This window comes from Nocardioides sp. NPDC057767, assembly GCF_042798275.1.
Lineage (GTDB): Bacteria > Actinomycetota > Actinomycetes > Propionibacteriales > Nocardioidaceae > Nocardioides.
In genome coordinates this window covers 1-14,922 of record NZ_JBHVKJ010000087.1, presented here as the reverse complement: position 1 = coordinate 14,922, position 14,922 = coordinate 1, and the positions used below count along the sequence as shown (strand labels likewise).

Below are 14,922 nucleotides of genomic sequence, written 5' to 3'. Positions count from 1 at the left end.
GTCTTGACGGGCCGACTCGGCGTCGGGTCTGGTCAAGATGGGCCGACTCGAGCCCTTACGAGCGGCGGCGACTCAGCCAGAGGTGCCGGGCGGTGCCCCAGATGCCTCGACGGAACAGCAGCACCACGGTCACGAACACCCCACCGGTGACGATCCCGATCCCGTCGAACCCGGAGGAGGCCAGGTAGTCGGCGAGCATGACGATCAGCCCGGCGCCGATGACCCCGCCCCACAGCGTCCCGATGCCACCCAGCACCGTCATCAGGACGACCTCGCCGGAGGTGGCCCAGTGCAGCTCGGGGAGCGCCACGAACCCGTGCGAGACGGCGAAGACGCCGCCGGCCAGGCCGGAGAGCCCGGCCGAGAGCACGAAGACGATCAGCTTGTAGCGCTCCACGTCGTAGCCCAGCGCCCGGGCCCGCGGCGCGTTGTCGCGGATCGCGACCAGCACCCGTCCGAAGGGGGAGTGGACGATCCGCCAGGCGGCCCACATCCCGAGCAGGATGATCGGCAGCGCCGCGTAGTAGAAGAAGAACGAGTCGGTCTCGACCGCCTTGATCCCGAAGAACGACCGCGGCACGCCCTGGAGCCCGTTCTCCCCGCCGGTGAGCGAGGAGGCCTGGTTGGCGATGAAGAAGAGCATCTGCGCGAAGGCGAGGGTGACCATCGCGAAGTAGATTCCGGACCGCTTCACCGACAGGTAGCCGATCGGCACCGCCAGGACCATCGCGAACAGCGCTCCGCCGAGCACCGCCACCGGGAACGGGACGCCGAGGTGGATGGCGATCAGCCCGGTGGCGTACGCCGATCCGCCCCAGAACGCGGCATGACCGAACGAGAGCAGCCCGCAGTAGCCCAGCAGCAGGTCGAGGGCCACCGCGAAGAGCGCCCACGCGGCGATGTCCATCGCCACCGGCGGGTAGACGAACCACGGCAGCCCGAGCGCGACGACGAGACCGATCCCCAACAGCACCAGCCGCTGCCACGGCCGCGCCCCGGCGATCGCCGCGTGCTGCTCGCTGACGCTCGCGCCAGCCGTTGCGATGCTCGTCATGCCGTCGCCTCCTCTCGGCCGAAGAGCCCGGCCGGCCGCGCCAGGACGACCACCGCCATGAGAACGAAGATCAGCACCTGCGCGAACGTCGGTGCGTACGCCTGCCCGAACGCCTCCACGAGCCCGACCAGGAACCCGCCGACGACGGCGCCCACGATCGAGCCGAGCCCGCCGATCACCACGACGGCGAACAGGATGATGATGAAGTCGCTGCCCATCTCGGCGGTGATCGCCCGGAACGGTGCGGCCAGGACCCCGGCCAGCCCGGCGAGCGCGACGCCGAACCCGAAGACCGGGGTCACCCAGCGCCCGACGTTGATGCCGAGCGCACCGGCGAGCTCGGGCCGCTCGGTCGCGGCCCGGACGATCATGCCCACCCGCGTACGCGTCATCAGCAGCCAGACGCCGAGGCAGACCAGCAGCGCGACCCCGATCACGAAGAGCTGGTAGACGGGCAGCCCGACGCCACCCACCTGCACCCGCCCGTCCAGTGCGGCGGGGCGTTCATAGGGCAGCCCCGAGACCCCGTAGCGGCGCTTGATCAGGTCGACCAGCAGCAGCGTCAGCCCGAAGGTGAGCAGCAGGTTGTAGAGCGGGTCGAGCGGCAGCAGCCACTGCACCAGCAGCCGCTCGACCAGCATCCCGAAGACCAGCATCAGCAGCGGCACCACGATCAGCGCCAGCCACAGGCTCATCCCGACGGTGTCCAGGAGCACCGCGGCCGCGACGGCTCCCAGCATGTAGAAGGCACCGTGGGCGAAGTTGACCACGCCCAGGACCCCGAAGATGACGGCCAGGCCGAGCGCGGCCAGCGCGTAGAAGCTGCCGGCCGCGAGCCCTTGGACGGTGTATTGCAGAACCGCGTTCATACGAATCCCTCTAGACCTCGGGTACAGCTACATCGAGCAGCCGGACTCCGCCGCCGGGCGGAACGCCTCCTCGGCCGGGATCGTCTTGATGATCTCCTCGTAGTCCCAGTCCTCCTTGACGTCGGCCGGGCCCTTGACCCGAGCCAGGTAGACGTCGTGGATGACCCGGTGGTCCTCGGCACGGATCTCACCGTTGCGCAGGAACATGTCCTCGACCTTCTTGCCCTCGAGCTCCTCGACGACCTTGTCGGCGTCGTCGGTGCCGGCCGCCTGGACCGCCTCGAGATACTGGGTGGCCGCGGAGTAGTTGCCCGCGTGGGCGTACGTCGGCCGGTCGCCGGTCTCCTCCATGAAGCGGTCGGCCCACTCGCGCGACTCCGCGTCGAGGTTCCAGTACCAGGCGTCGGTGAAGATCGTGCCCTCGAACGCCTCGACGCCGAGCGAGTGGATGTCGGAGATGAACATCAGCCCGACGGCCAGGTCGATGCCCTGGTCCTTCAGCCCGGACTCGTTGTACTGCTTGACCAGGTTGATCAGGTCACCGCCGGCGTGCATGGTGCCGATGACCTGCGGCTTCGCGGCTCCCGCCTTGGTGATGTACGTCGCGAAGTTGTCGTTCGGGAACGGCGTCGCGATCGTGCCCGCGACCTTGCCGCCGCCGGCCTCGATGGCACCGGTGAACGACTTCACCATGTCCTGGCCGAAGGCGTAGTCGGGGTAGATGAGCTGCCAGTTCTTGTCGCCCTCCTCGGTGACGACGGTGCCGGTGCCGTTGGCCAGCATCCAGGTGTCGTACGCATAGTGGAAGGTGTACTTGTTGCACTGCCCGCCGGTGAGCTCGGTCGTCCCGGCGCCGATGTTCATGTAGAGCTTCTTCTTGTTCTTCGCCTGCGTCGCGACGGCCAGCGCGGCCGACGAGGTCGGCACGTCGAGGATCACGTCGGCGCCCTCGCGGTCGTAGAGCTCCTGGGCCTTGGTGTTGGCGATGTCCGGCTCGTTCTGGTGGTCGGCCGAGGTCACCTCGATGTCGTCGACGACGGCCTCGTCGCCGTACTTCTCCTGGTAGTCGTCGATCGCCATCTGGATCGCGATCTTCGAGTTGGGGCCGGAGACGTCCTTGTAGACGCCGGAGGCGTCGTTGAGCAGGGCGAGGACCACCTTGTCGTCGGTGAAGTCGCCTCCGGAAGCAGCAGGACCGCCGGCACCGCAGCCTGCGGTGACCAGGACACCTGCCATCACCATCGAGGCGGTGGCAACTGTGCGTCGCTTGTTCATCGTGTCTCTCCTCGCGGGGGTTGGAACTGCGCTGTGCTGTGGGCGGTACGTCAGATCCCGAGGTGTTCGAGCAGTTCGTCCTGACGTTCGACGAACTCGTCGTTGTCGAGGCTCTCGACCAGGCGGCCCTGGGCGAGCAGGTAGTGGCGGTCGGCGACGGTGGCGGCGAAACGTACGTTCTGCTCGATCAGCAGCACGCCGATCCCGGACTGCTTCGCGGTCCGTACGATGTCGCCGATCTGGGCGACGATGACGGGGGCCAGTCCCTCGGAGGGCTCGTCGAGCAGGAGCACCCGGGCGCCGGTGCGGAGCACGCGGGCGACGGCGAGCATCTGCTGCTCACCGCCCGAGAGGGTGGTGCCGCCGGCGCGCCGACGGCTGCCGAGAGCCGGAAAGGCGTCGTAGACCTGCTCCAACGTCCACGCCGACTCCGAGACCCGAGGCGGAAGCAGGAGGTTCTCCTCCACGCTCAGGTTGGCGAAGATGCCGCGGTCGTCCTGCACCCAGCCGAGCCCGGCGCGAGCCCGCTTGTGCGCGGGCAGAGAGGTGATGTCGCGGCCATCGAGCCGGACCGATCCGGTCAGGTGCCTGTGCAGGCCCATCAGGCAGCGGACCAGGGTGGTCTTGCCGGCGCCGTTGCGGCCGACCAGGGTCACGACCTCGCCAGCTCCCACGCTCAGGGTGGCCTCGCGCAGGGCCTGCGCCTCGCCGTACCAGGCACTCAGGTTCTCGATCTCAAGCACAGGGACCTCCATCAAGCACTGTGGGCCTCCCCGAGATAGGCGGTGATGACACGGGCATCCGCGCGGACCTCGTCGTAGGGGCCCTCGGCGAGCACCGAGCCCTGCTGCAGGACGGTGACCCGGTCGGCCAGCTGGCCGACCACGTGCATGTTGTGATCGACGAAGACGACCGTCCGTCCCGCCGCGATGCGCCGGACGAGCTCGATGGTGCGGTCGACGTCCTCGATGCCCATCCCAGCCGTCGGCTCGTCGAGCAGGAGCAGCCGAGGCTCGACGGCGAGCACGAGCGCGAGCTCCAGCGCTCGCTTCTGGCCGTAGGCCATCAGGCCGGTCGGCTTGTCGGCCAGCTCGGTCAGGCCGACCTCGGCCAGGAGCCGGTCGACCTCCTCGCGGCGCCGCGCCAGCAGCTTCTCCGAACGCCAGAACTTCAGGCCCTGGTTGGTGAGCCCCTGGAGCGCGATCTCGACGTGCTCGCGCGGAGTGAGGTTCTCGAAGAGGCTGGTGATCTGGAAGGAGCGGGCCACCCCGTGACGGGTGATCCGCTCCGGCGCCATCCCGGTGACGTCGTCACCGAAGACCGTGATCCGCCCGCTGGTGGGCTTGAGGAACCCGGTCAGCAGGTTGAACAGGGTCGTCTTGCCGGCGCCGTTCGGGCCGACGAGCGCGTGTACGGTGCCCTCGGCGACCTCCAGGTCGACAGAGCTGACCGCACGGAAGCCGCGGAAGTCCTTGGTGAGGCCCTCGGTCCGCAGAGCCCAGTCCTGGGTGGGTGTGGTGCTCGTCACAGGGGCGACGCTAGGGAAGTGGTGAGACGTACGCCATAGGGGTTGGAGACACACTGAACCCGTCTGATGTGTGGCTCACGGCCATGACGGCTCGTCGAGGCACGGCTCGTGATCGGCCACATCTTCGGCGGCAGAGTTGTGTGCGCGGTCCACATGGCGCGGGTCACACCGCGTCGCGATCCTTGAGCCATGCCCCGCACTCTCGTACGCAGATTCCTGACCGTCGGCTCGTCGCTGGCTCTCGCCGCGGCGGCCCTGGTTGTCGGCCAGGTGCCCGCGAGCGCCGCGCCGTCCACCGCCCCCGCCGACTGCGAGTCACTGGTCGGCCTGAGGATCCCCGCGCACCGGATCGGCCTGCCGACCACCGGGGCCGAGGTCACCGCGACCACCTCGATGCCGGCCTCCGGGAGCGGCCCGACCGCGCTCCCTGCCTACTGCCGAGCGGACATCGCGATCCACCCGGTCGACCCGGCCGCGCCCGACATCCGGATGGGTCTGGCGCTGCCCGAGGGCTGGAACGGTGGGTCGATGATGTTCGGCGGTGGCGGCTACAACGGCACCGTCCCCAACCTCGCCCAGAACGTGCCCTTCGGGCCGGTCGACCAGCGCACCCCGCTCGGGCGCGGCTACGCGACCTACGCCAGCGACTCCGGCCACCAGGCCGACACCACCCGTCACCCGATCGCCAGCCTCGACGGCTGGTTCGGCCAGAACGACGAGGCGCTGCGCAACTTCTCCGGGGACGCGCTCAAGAAGGTGCACGACACCGCCGGGTTCGTCATCGCGAAGGCGTTCGGCCGCGGTCCCGGCACGACCTACTTCGCCGGCGGCTCGACCGGCGGGCGCGAGGCCCTCGCCGTCGCGCAGCGCTGGCCGCGCGACTTCGACGGCGTGATCTCGGCCTATCCCGCTTGGAACGCCGCCACCCTCGACCTCTTCTTCGGCCGGATCACCCACGAGTTCGGCAAGCCCGGTGCGTTCCCGTCGAAGGTCCAGCAGGACCTGGTCGCGCAGCGGGTCCTCGTTGCCTGCGACGGCGGCGACGGGCTCGAGGACGGCGTCGTCTCCGACGAGGCCGGCTGTGACTTCGACCCGGAGACGCTGCTGTGCGGCGAGGGCGAGACGCCCGGCGCCACCTGCCTCTCCCGCGAGCAGGTCGACGCGGTCGTGGCCGCCGACAGCAGCTGGCGGCTGCCCTACCGGGTCGCGAGCGGGGAGTGGGGCTACCCCGGGTTCCCGGTGCTGTCCGGGGCGCGGATGTCCACCCCGATCCTCGGCTTCGGCACCACCGCACCGGCCGACCCGATGCCCGTCACCGCGGGCTACGGCATGCAGTTCTGGAACCAGTGGGTCAAGTACTTCATCGCCCGCGACCCGCAGATCAGCCCCTTCGCGATCGACCCGGCCGCTCCGGGGGAGTGGCAGCGCCGGGTCAGCGAGCTGACCGCGCTCCAGGACGTCAACGACGCCGACCTGCGCCCCTTCGCCCGCTCCGGCGGCCGGCTGATCCTGGTCCACGGCGCCGCCGACGAGCTGGTCAGCCACCGCTCCACGATCGACTACTACCAGCGGGTGCAGCGCGTGATGGGCAAGCGGGCGACCGAGGAGTTCTCGCGTTTCTACCTGGTGCCCGGCGCCAACCACGCCAACTTCGCCCCGGTCGCCTACTCCGCCTCCTACGACTCCCTCACGGCGCTGGAGAAGTGGACCGAGAAGGGCGTCGCGCCCGGTGAGAACCAGGTGGTCACCGACGGCAACGCCGGAGCGAACCGCACGCGACCGTTGTGCGAGTGGCCGACCTGGCCGACGTACGTCGATGGGCCCGCCTCTGAAGCGAGCAGCTTCCGGTGCGGGATGTGACGGGTCGCACCCCGACCCGTCGAGCCCACCTGACGGGATGGTTTGCTATCCCTCATGTCTGTTTGGCGCACCAAGTCCATCGAGCAGTCCCTTGCCGATGCCGAAACCCCGGAGTTCCAGCTCAAAAGGCGGCTCTCCGCGGTTGACCTGACGGTCTTCGGGATCGGCGTCATCATCGGAGCGGGGATCTTCACCCTGACCGGCCGGGCCGCGGCCCAGTACGCCGGCCCGGGCGTGGTCTTCTCCTTCGTCATCGCCGCGATCTGTTGTGGCCTGGCGGCGCTCTGCTACGCGGAGTTCGCCTCGGCGGTGCCGGTGTCCGGGTCGGCGTACACCTTCTCCTACGCCACCCTCGGAGAGATGCTCGCGTGGATCGTCGGCTGGGACCTGATCCTGGAGATGGTCCTGGCGGCGTCCGTGGTCGCTCAGGGCTGGAGCGCCTACTTCGTCACCTTCCTGGCCGAGATCGGCATCACCTGGCCGGCCCACCTCGGTCCGCAGGCCGAGCCGGCCTTCGGTGACTTCAACCTGGCTGCGCTGCTGCTGGTCGTCGCACTCGTCGGCCTGATCGCCAACGGCATCAAGGAGTCGTTGCGCGTCAACCTCGTGCTCGTCGCGATCAAGCTCTTCGTCGTCTTCTTCGTCATCATCGCCGGGCTGTTCTACGTGTCCGGCGCCAACTACGACCCGTTCATCCCCGAGCGTGCCGGCGGCGTCGAGTCCGAGGGCATCCACCAGCCTCTGATCCAGTGGGCGTTCGGTCTCGAGCCGCAGACCTTCGGCGTCCTCGGTATCGTCTCGGCCGCCTCCGTGGTCTTCTTCGCCTACATCGGCTTCGACGTCGTCGCCACCACCGCCGAGGAGGCCAAGAACCCGCAGCGTGACCTGCCGCGCGGCATCATCGGGTCGTTGGTGATCTGCACGGTCCTCTACGTCGCTGTCGCGCTGGTCATCACCGGCATGGTGAAGTACGACGAGATCGACACCAGCGCTGCGCTGGCCACGGCGTTCCGTGATGTCGGGCAGGGCGGCTTCGCCACCCTGATCTCGGCGGGCGCGGTCGCCGGTCTGACCACGGTCGTGATGACGCTGATCATCGGCGCCGTCCGGGTGCTCTTCGCGATGAGCCGCGACGGGCTCCTCCCGGTGAGGCTCGCGCACGTGAACCCGAAGACCGGTACGCCGCTCCGGCTCACCTTCATCGTCGGCGCCGTCGTCGCGGTCGTGGCGACCTTCACGCCGGTCGGTCGGCTGGAGGAGATGGTCAACATCGGCACCCTGACCGCCTTCGCCCTGGTCTCGATCGCGGTGCCGGTGCTGCGCAAGCGTCGCCCCGACCTGCCGCGCTCGTTCCAGGTGCCGTTCAACCCGGTGCTGCCGATCGTGGCGGCGCTGATCTGCATCTACCTGACCCTCAACCTGAGCATCGAGACCTGGCTCCGGTTCCTGGTGTGGATGGCGATCGGCTTCGCGATCTACTTCCTCTACAGCTACCGCAACTCCCGGGTGGGCAAGGGCGGCGACGACACCGTCGTCGAGCCTCTGCACATGTGAGGCTCCCGAGGACGAGGAGGGGCGCGCGGCCGGTGGCTGCGCGCCCCTTTCATGTCGCGGCGTGGACGAAACGGTCGCCGAGGTCCGAGCGCAGGTAGAGCACCGACCGCCCGTGGCGGGCCGAGGTCAGCAGTCCGGCCGCGCGCATCGCTCGGAGGTGCTGGTTGACGGCCGTGGTGGTGACTCCGAGACGTACGGCCAGCTCGGTCGAGGAGGCCGGGGCCGCCAACAGGGTGAGTAGCCCGGAGCGAGTCTCGCCGATGAGGTCGCGCAGCGCACCCGACGCCTGCGGCCGATCGGTCGACCACAGGGTGCCGAGGCCGCGCGCCGGATAGAACATGACCGGCGGCTCCTCCGCAGAGATCGGGGTGGACGGGTTGCGGGTGAACAGGGTGGGGACCACGGTGAGCCCCACGCCCGCGGTCGTACGCCGGTAGTCGACCTTCGAGGTGGTGAGCCGGATCGAGAGGACGTCGTCGGCCAGGGAGACCCGCGGCGAGATGTCGGCGAACATCGCGGCCATGCCGGAGTGGACGATCGTGCGGCCGCGGTAGACGATGTCGGCCTCCAGCACCGCGCGCATCCGCCGCCAGTGCGGCTCGAAGCAGGCGTCCCAGTAGCCGCGGAGAGCGGTGAGGACGCGGCGCAGCACCTCCGGCGGGCGCCCGGCGAGAACCGCGGGTGGGCCGTCGTCGAAGTGGACGGCGGCGAGGTCGGCGCGTACCCGCTCCGGCGGGGTCGCGCCGACCACCTCGAGCTCGTCCTCGAGCCGGGCCAGCGGGGTGCGCGGCCTGGGGTTGAGGAAGTCCGGGGTCCAGAGCCGGTCGTTGGTCAGCGCGAGCAGGGTCTCGCGGTCCAGGTCGGCGGTGCCGACGGAGCGCAGCCAGGGCAGGTGGAGCGGGAAGCGGCCGGGATCACGCAGCGCGCGCAGCGAGAGGGTCAGCTCGTTGAGCGGGGAGATGGCGAACCTGACCTCGCTCAGGTCGGGCCCGGCCAGCTCGTACCTGATCATGAAGCAATACGCTACATCGTTAACGCTCCACGGCCGCCCGGTGCGACAACTGGGCCCATGATCCGACCTCCCAGCGACCCGGTCGAGCGTCCGCTCGTCGGAGCCGTCGCCGCTCTCTCGCTCGCCCGCGGCATGTTCTTCGCGGTCAGCGCGCTCTACTTCACCCGCACGATCGGGCTCTCGGCGGTCACCGTCGGCATCGGCCTGACCGTTGCCGGCGCGGTCGGCGTCGTGGCCACGTACGCAGGTGGGCGGCTCAGCGACCGGTGGGGTGCCGACCGGGTGCAGCTGGTGTCGATGACGAGCTACGGCATCGCCCTGCTCGCGTACGCCCTGGCCCGGGACGTGGTCGCGTTCGTGCTGGTCGCGACCTGGGTCTCGGCCTCGCGCGGCTTCCAGTCGAGCGCGCAGTCCACGCTGGTCGCGCGCTGGTTCGACGGTCCCGAGCGGGTGGCCGTACGCGCCCGGCTGCGGGTGGTGATGAACGTGATGATCGGGGTCGGGACGCTGCTCGCGGCGGTGGCGCTGGCCGTGGACACCGGGGCGGCCTATCGCGCCACGATGGTGCTCGTCGGCGTGCTCACCACGGTCGCGGCGGTGCCGCTCGTCGGGCTCAGGCGCCGGGTCGCCGGGCTGGGCGAGGCGATGGACGCGGGCTCCGGACCGACGGCGGTCAAGGGTCCCTCACCGTTGCGGGACCGCACCTACGTGACCGTGACCGTGCTCAGCGGGGTGATGGCGATCCACTTCGGGGTGACCTCGATCGGGGTGCCGCTGTGGGTGGCCGACCACACCGACGCACCGACCGTCCTGGTCTCCGTGCTCCTCGTGGTGAACACCGTCTACGTGGCGCTCTTCCAGGTGCGAGCCTCGCGCGGAACCCACGACGTCGCCACGGCCGGGCGGGCCGTGCGCGGCGCCGGCTTCCTGCTGCTGGCGGCCTGCGTCCTCTTCGCCGCGGCGGCCTACGCCGGCCCCGTGGTCGCCACCGCGCTCCTGCTGTCGGCCGCGCTCGCCTCCTCGGCTGCCGAGACCCGCGGCGAGGCGGGCAGCTGGGGGCTGGCCTTCGAGCTGGCCGACCAGCAGCGGGCCGGTGCCTACCAGGGCGTGAGCCAGATGGGCTACGCCCTCGCCCACATGCTCGCGCCGCTGGTCGTGACCGCCACCGCGATCGACCACGGCACCGGTGGGTGGATGGTGCTGGGCACGCTCTTCGCCGTCACCGGCATCCTCACCGCGGTGCTCGCCCGGCACGCCGCCGCGGCGCGTGCCCAGGAGCAGGTGCAGGCTCAGCGCAGCGAGTACGTCGCCAGCGAGACACCCGTGTAGTGGACGATGAACGCCAGGATCGTGAAGGTGTGGAAGACCTCGTGGAAGCCGAACCACTGCGGCCACGGGTTGGGCCGCTTGAAGCCGTAGATCACGCCGCCGGCGGTGTAGAGCGCCCCGCCGACACAGATCAGGGTGAAGGTGGCGATGCCGATGCCGACGCCGAGGGCGACGGCGCCGGAGAAGAAGGACGGGATGAAGAAGATCGCGGCCCAGCCGAGCGCGATGTAGTTCGGGACGTACAGCCAGCGCGGGGCCTCGGGCCAGAACACCCGGAAGAAGACGCCCAGGATCGCTCCGGTCCAGACCACCGAGAGCAGCACGATCTGGGTGGTCCCCTCGAGCAGCAGCAGCGAGAACGGGGTGTAGGAGCCCGCGATCATCAGCATGATGTTGGCGTGGTCCCAGCGCTTCAGGATCGTGTGGGCGCGGGCGCTCCACCGACCCATCGCGTTGCCACGGTGGTAGACGGCGGAGACCGTGAAGAGCAGCAGCGCTGCCATCGTGAACACCGCCGCGCCGATTCGGGGCGCGCCCGAGGGTGCCAGCACGATCAGCACGATCCCGGCCGCGAGTGTCAGCGGGGCGCTGGCCAGGTGGATCCAGCCGCGCAGCTTCGGGAGGGCCTCGTGAACGGTCGAGGAGACCGAGTCGGTGATGTTGCCGACCTTGAGGCGCATCGCATCCGTCATCTCGCTCATGAAGCGTTAGGTTATCGGGCTTCCCTGAAGATCCGGTGAATCCCGTCCCGCTGGGTGATGTGGAGTCGGCGCCGATACCCTTCTCCCGTGGCAGACTGGAAGGACGGCGTACGTCGAATTCTGTATCCCGCCTACGAGGCGCGGATGCTTCGCAAGCTCGACGTATCCAAGCTTCCCAAGCACGTCGGGGTGATGCTCGACGGCAACCGCCGCTGGGCCAAGGAGGTCGGTCAGTCGACCGCCCACGGCCACCGTGCCGGCGCCGCCAACATCGAGCCGCTGCTGACCTGGTGCGACGAGATCGGCATCGAGGTGGTCACGCTGTGGCTGCTCTCCACCGACAACCTCAACCGGCCGGCGGAGGAGCTCGCGCCGCTGCTCGAGATCATCGCCGACGCGGTCGACTCGCTGGCCGACGACCGCCGCTGGCGGCTGCACCCGGTCGGTGCGCTGGACCTGCTGCCCGACTGGCTGGCCCACCGGCTCAAGGCCGCCGAGGAGGCGACCCGCGACGTCGACGGGATCCTGGTCAACGTCGCGGTCGGCTACGGCGGCCGCCGCGAGATCGCCGATGCCGTACGTGCCCTGCTCAACGAGCACGCCAGCCGCGGCACCTCGCTGGAGGAGCTCGCCCAGATCATCGACGTCGAGCACATCGCCGACCATCTCTACACCAAGGGCCAGCCCGATCCGGACCTGGTGATCCGTACGTCGGGGGAGCAGCGCCTGGGCGGATTCCTGCTCTGGCAGAGCGCGAAGTCGGAGTTCTACTTCTGCGAGGCCTACTGGCCCGACTTCCGGCGTACCGACTTCCTGCGTGCCCTTCGGGCCTACGCGCACCGTGAGCGTCGCCTCGGCAGATGACCTGAATCGTTTGCGATTGCCTCGCAATTCGCGAGCGCTTCGCTGTGACCCTCGTCTTCCTCCGCTGCGTCCAGACGAGGGACGCTCAGCGCTGACCGCTGGGTGGAACAAACCGGTGGTGTCACCAGGTGTTCACAAAGAAAAATGCTGCGTGTTGCCACGGACCGTTGGTCGGGCGACGTAGCGTTGTAGCAACGGCGGGGAACGAAATCCCGTCGCACCTGGAGGCCCGTTACGTGAGTAGTCACGAACCGAACCTGCGTCAGGATCACATCGATCCCGACGGGTGTGAGGCGGTCGGCACCCCGACCGACGGTCCACCGTCCGGTCCATCTGAGCAATGATGAAATGACCGGACTCATGGGTGTATGAGCCGGTCGCGAGAGGTGATCCGCGTGGCCAACCCAACCACGAACGAGCATGTCACCGAGGCCGATACGTCGGCCGCTCCGACACCGGCGTCGGAGTCTTCCTCGGAGAGCGAGTCGCCGCACACGCGTACGTTCGTTCTCGACACGAGCGTCCTGCTCTCGGACCCGAAGGCCATGACGCGCTTCGCCGAGCACCAGGTCGTCCTCCCGGTGGTGGTCATCACCGAGCTGGAGGGGAAGCGGCACCACCCGGAGCTGGGCTACTTCGCCCGCTCCGCACTCCGGCAGCTCGACGGGCTGCGGGTCACCCACGGACGCCTCGACACGGCCGTCCCTGTCGGTGAGGACGGCGGCACCATCCGTGTCGAGCTCAACCACACCGACCCGTCCTCGCTGCCGAGCGGATTCCGGCTCGGGGACAACGACACCCGGATCCTCGCGGTTGCGCGCAACCTGAAGGGCGACGGGCTCGACGTCACCCTGGTCTCCAAGGACCTGCCGATGCGGATCAAGGCGTCCGCCGTCGGGCTCAAGGCCGAGGACTACCGCGGTGAGCGGATCAACGACTCCGACCCCGGCTATTCGGGGATGGCCGAGCTGGACGTCACCTCCGCGGACCTCGACGAGCTCTACGACGACGGTGTCCTCGACCTCGACGCGGCCCGTGACCTGCCCTGTCACACGGGCCTGGTGCTGATGTCGGACCGGGGCACCGCGCTCGGCCGGGTCGGCTCGGACAAGCAGGTCCACCTCGTTCGCGGTGACCGAGAGGTCTTCGGGATCCACGGCCGCTCCGCCGAGCAGCGGATCGCGCTGGAGATGCTGCTCGACCCCGACGTCGGCATCGTCTCCCTCGGTGGCCGGGCCGGCACCGGGAAGTCCGCGCTCGCGCTCTGCGCCGGGCTCGAGGCGGTCATGGAGCGCAACCAGCACAAGAAGGTCGTCATCTTCCGCCCGCTGTTCGCCGTCGGCGGCCAGGAGCTGGGCTACCTGCCCGGCACCGAGAACGAGAAGATGTCGCCGTGGGGCCAGGCGGTCTTCGACACCCTCTCCGCGGTGACCACGCAGGACGTGATCGACGAGATCATGGACCGGGGCATGCTGGAGGTGCTGCCGCTGACCCACATCCGTGGCCGGTCGCTGCACGACTCCTTCGTCATCGTCGACGAGGCGCAGTCGCTGGAGCGCAACGTGCTCCTCACGGTGCTCTCCCGGATCGGTGCCAACTCGAAGGTCGTCCTCACCCACGACGTCGCCCAGCGCGACAACCTCCGGGTCGGACGCCACGACGGTGTCGTCGCGGTGATCGAGAAGCTGAAGGGCCACCCGCTCTTCTCGCACGTCACCCTCACCCGCTCCGAGCGTTCGCCGATCGCGGCGCTCGTCACCGAGATGCTGGAGAACGTGGTTCCGTGACAGCGGCGGCGTGTGCGATAGGAGTCGCCTGCTGCGCGCCGTCCCAGCACGCACTCAGCGGCGTTGTCGTCGGTCGACGGCCAACCCCGGGCCGCCTCCCTCCTCCGCCTTGCTGAGCACGCACTGGGACGTCGCTCGCGACGGCGCCCTATCGCACACCCCGCCGTAATCCTTCTCACGTCAACGGTCCCAGGCCTGTGAGGTCTGGGACCGTTGTTATCTGTGTGACTCATGTTACGGAAGTGATGCTCAGGACGGTCATTTCTGACCTACAAACGGTGCGTCCGGTTTGATACGGGGTCGGCGCTCATGCATTGTTTGCGGGTCTGTAATGCCTCAGCCCCCGAATGAGAGCCCGTGACCAAGCCTGTTCATCGTGCCCCGCGACATCGCGGTGCACCAGCGAATCCGCTTGTCGACGTTCCGCACAAGGCTGCGCGTACGACCGCCAAGACGACCCTCCTCCTCTCTGTTCTCGCCCTCGGCGGGACGGGCGCCGCAGTCGCAGGTGGGGTGGCCTACACCGGGCCAGCCACCGACGACCCGACGCTCAGCGCGGGTGAGGCGGCCGGCATCCCCGAGCTGACCGACGCCCAGCGCGCCGCGATCGAGGCCGAGTCCGCCGCCCGTGGCGGCGAGACCTCCCTCTCGCGTTCGGCCGGTGACCGCCGTGAGGTCGCCGACCCGGGCAAGCAGGCCGCGCTGTCGGCCGGCAACGAGGTCCGCGCCATCGCCGGTGTCGAGGAGATCGAGATCGATCTCCGCAACCCCAAGGACATCGCCAAGTCGATGCTCGGCGACTTCGGCTGGGGCATGGACCAGTTCTCCTGCCTCGAGCCGCTGTGGGAGAAGGAGTCGGGCTGGAACCACACCGCCGCCAATCCCACCTCCAGCGCCTACGGCATCCCGCAGGCCCTCCCGGGCTCCAAGATGGCCTCGGCCGGAGACGACTGGGAGACCAACCCCGCCACCCAGATCGAGTGGGGCCTCGGCTACATCAACGACCGCTACGGCTCCCCGTGCGGCGCCTGGAGCCACTCCCAGTCCGTCGGCTGGTACTGAGCCCCCGCCGAGTCGGCCCGTCATGAC

13 protein-coding genes are annotated in these 14,922 nt (G+C 69.4%); 6 read left to right on the top strand and 7 right to left on the bottom strand.

Translation table 11 applies throughout. The features are described 5' to 3' along the window. Positions 1-55: 55 nt before the first annotated feature. The 5 genes from ACFVDI_RS27060 to ACFVDI_RS27040 are packed head-to-tail and all read right to left on the bottom strand — an operon-like array spanning position 56 to position 4,726. Positions 56-1,054 (bottom strand): branched-chain amino acid ABC transporter permease, encoded by a 999-nt coding sequence (locus tag ACFVDI_RS27060; protein WP_378911999.1) that lies wholly within the window; start codon positions 1,052-1,054, stop codon positions 56-58. Continuing rightward, positions 1,051-1,923, bottom strand: a complete 873-nt coding sequence (locus ACFVDI_RS27055) for a branched-chain amino acid ABC transporter permease (RefSeq protein ID WP_378911998.1) — start codon at positions 1,921-1,923, stop codon at positions 1,051-1,053. Before ACFVDI_RS27055 ends, ACFVDI_RS27060 begins: the two co-directional genes overlap by 4 nt. A 27-nt stretch (positions 1,924-1,950) precedes the next feature. Beyond that, entirely contained in the window at positions 1,951-3,198 is a 1,248-nt protein-coding gene (locus ACFVDI_RS27050) for an ABC transporter substrate-binding protein (RefSeq protein ID WP_378911997.1), read from the bottom strand. A gap of 50 nt (positions 3,199-3,248) precedes the next feature. Beyond that, positions 3,249-3,941, bottom strand: coding sequence for an ABC transporter ATP-binding protein (locus ACFVDI_RS27045; RefSeq protein ID WP_378911996.1), 693 nt, complete (start codon positions 3,939-3,941; stop codon positions 3,249-3,251). Positions 3,942-3,952: 11 nt separating this feature from the next. Further along, entirely contained in the window at positions 3,953-4,726 is a 774-nt protein-coding gene (locus tag ACFVDI_RS27040; protein WP_378911993.1) for an ABC transporter ATP-binding protein, read from the bottom strand. Positions 4,727-4,915: 189 nt separating this feature from the next. Here ACFVDI_RS27040 and ACFVDI_RS27035 point away from each other — a divergent pair, with 189 nt between their 5' ends. Beyond that, positions 4,916-6,586 carry a tannase/feruloyl esterase family alpha/beta hydrolase gene (locus tag ACFVDI_RS27035; protein ID WP_378911991.1) on the top strand — a complete coding sequence of 557 codons (1,671 nt, stop codon included), beginning with the start codon at positions 4,916-4,918 and terminating at the stop codon, positions 6,584-6,586. Positions 6,587-6,640: 54 nt separating this feature from the next. Continuing rightward, positions 6,641-8,140 (top strand): amino acid permease, encoded by a 1,500-nt coding sequence (locus ACFVDI_RS27030; RefSeq protein WP_378911990.1) that lies wholly within the window; start codon positions 6,641-6,643, stop codon positions 8,138-8,140. 49 nt (positions 8,141-8,189) lie between these two features. Here ACFVDI_RS27030 and ACFVDI_RS27025 read toward each other — a convergent pair whose 3' ends face one another. Further along, positions 8,190-9,152, bottom strand: coding sequence for a DUF5937 family protein (locus ACFVDI_RS27025; RefSeq protein WP_378911989.1), 963 nt, complete (start codon positions 9,150-9,152; stop codon positions 8,190-8,192). 57 nt (positions 9,153-9,209) lie between these two features. Here ACFVDI_RS27025 and ACFVDI_RS27020 point away from each other — a divergent pair, with 57 nt between their 5' ends. Then, a complete protein-coding gene (locus tag ACFVDI_RS27020) occupies positions 9,210-10,481 on the top strand; it encodes an MFS transporter (protein WP_378911988.1) in 1,272 nt (423 codons plus the stop codon). Here ACFVDI_RS27020 and ACFVDI_RS27015 read toward each other — a convergent pair. Then, on the bottom strand, positions 10,442-11,182 hold the full coding sequence (locus tag ACFVDI_RS27015) for a hemolysin III family protein (RefSeq protein ID WP_378911986.1): 741 nt from the start codon (positions 11,180-11,182) through the stop codon (positions 10,442-10,444). The two genes, ACFVDI_RS27020 and ACFVDI_RS27015, sit on opposite strands and share 40 nt — an antisense overlap. Before the next feature lie 87 nt (positions 11,183-11,269). Here ACFVDI_RS27015 and ACFVDI_RS27010 point away from each other — a divergent pair, with 87 nt between their 5' ends. The 3 genes from ACFVDI_RS27010 (at position 11,270) to ACFVDI_RS27000 (ending at position 14,895) form a co-directional block, all read left to right on the top strand. Next, the gene (locus tag ACFVDI_RS27010) at positions 11,270-12,046 is read left to right on the top strand and encodes an isoprenyl transferase (RefSeq protein WP_378911984.1); all 777 of its coding nucleotides are present in this window, start codon (positions 11,270-11,272) and stop codon (positions 12,044-12,046) included. 395 nt (positions 12,047-12,441) lie between these two features. Further along, a complete protein-coding gene (locus ACFVDI_RS27005; RefSeq protein ID WP_378911982.1) occupies positions 12,442-13,833 on the top strand; it encodes a PhoH family protein in 1,392 nt (463 codons plus the stop codon). 357 nt (positions 13,834-14,190) lie between these two features. Then, complete coding sequence (locus ACFVDI_RS27000) at positions 14,191-14,895, top strand: lytic transglycosylase domain-containing protein (protein WP_378911981.1); 705 nt, start codon at positions 14,191-14,193, stop codon at positions 14,893-14,895. Positions 14,896-14,922 lie beyond the last annotated feature (27 nt).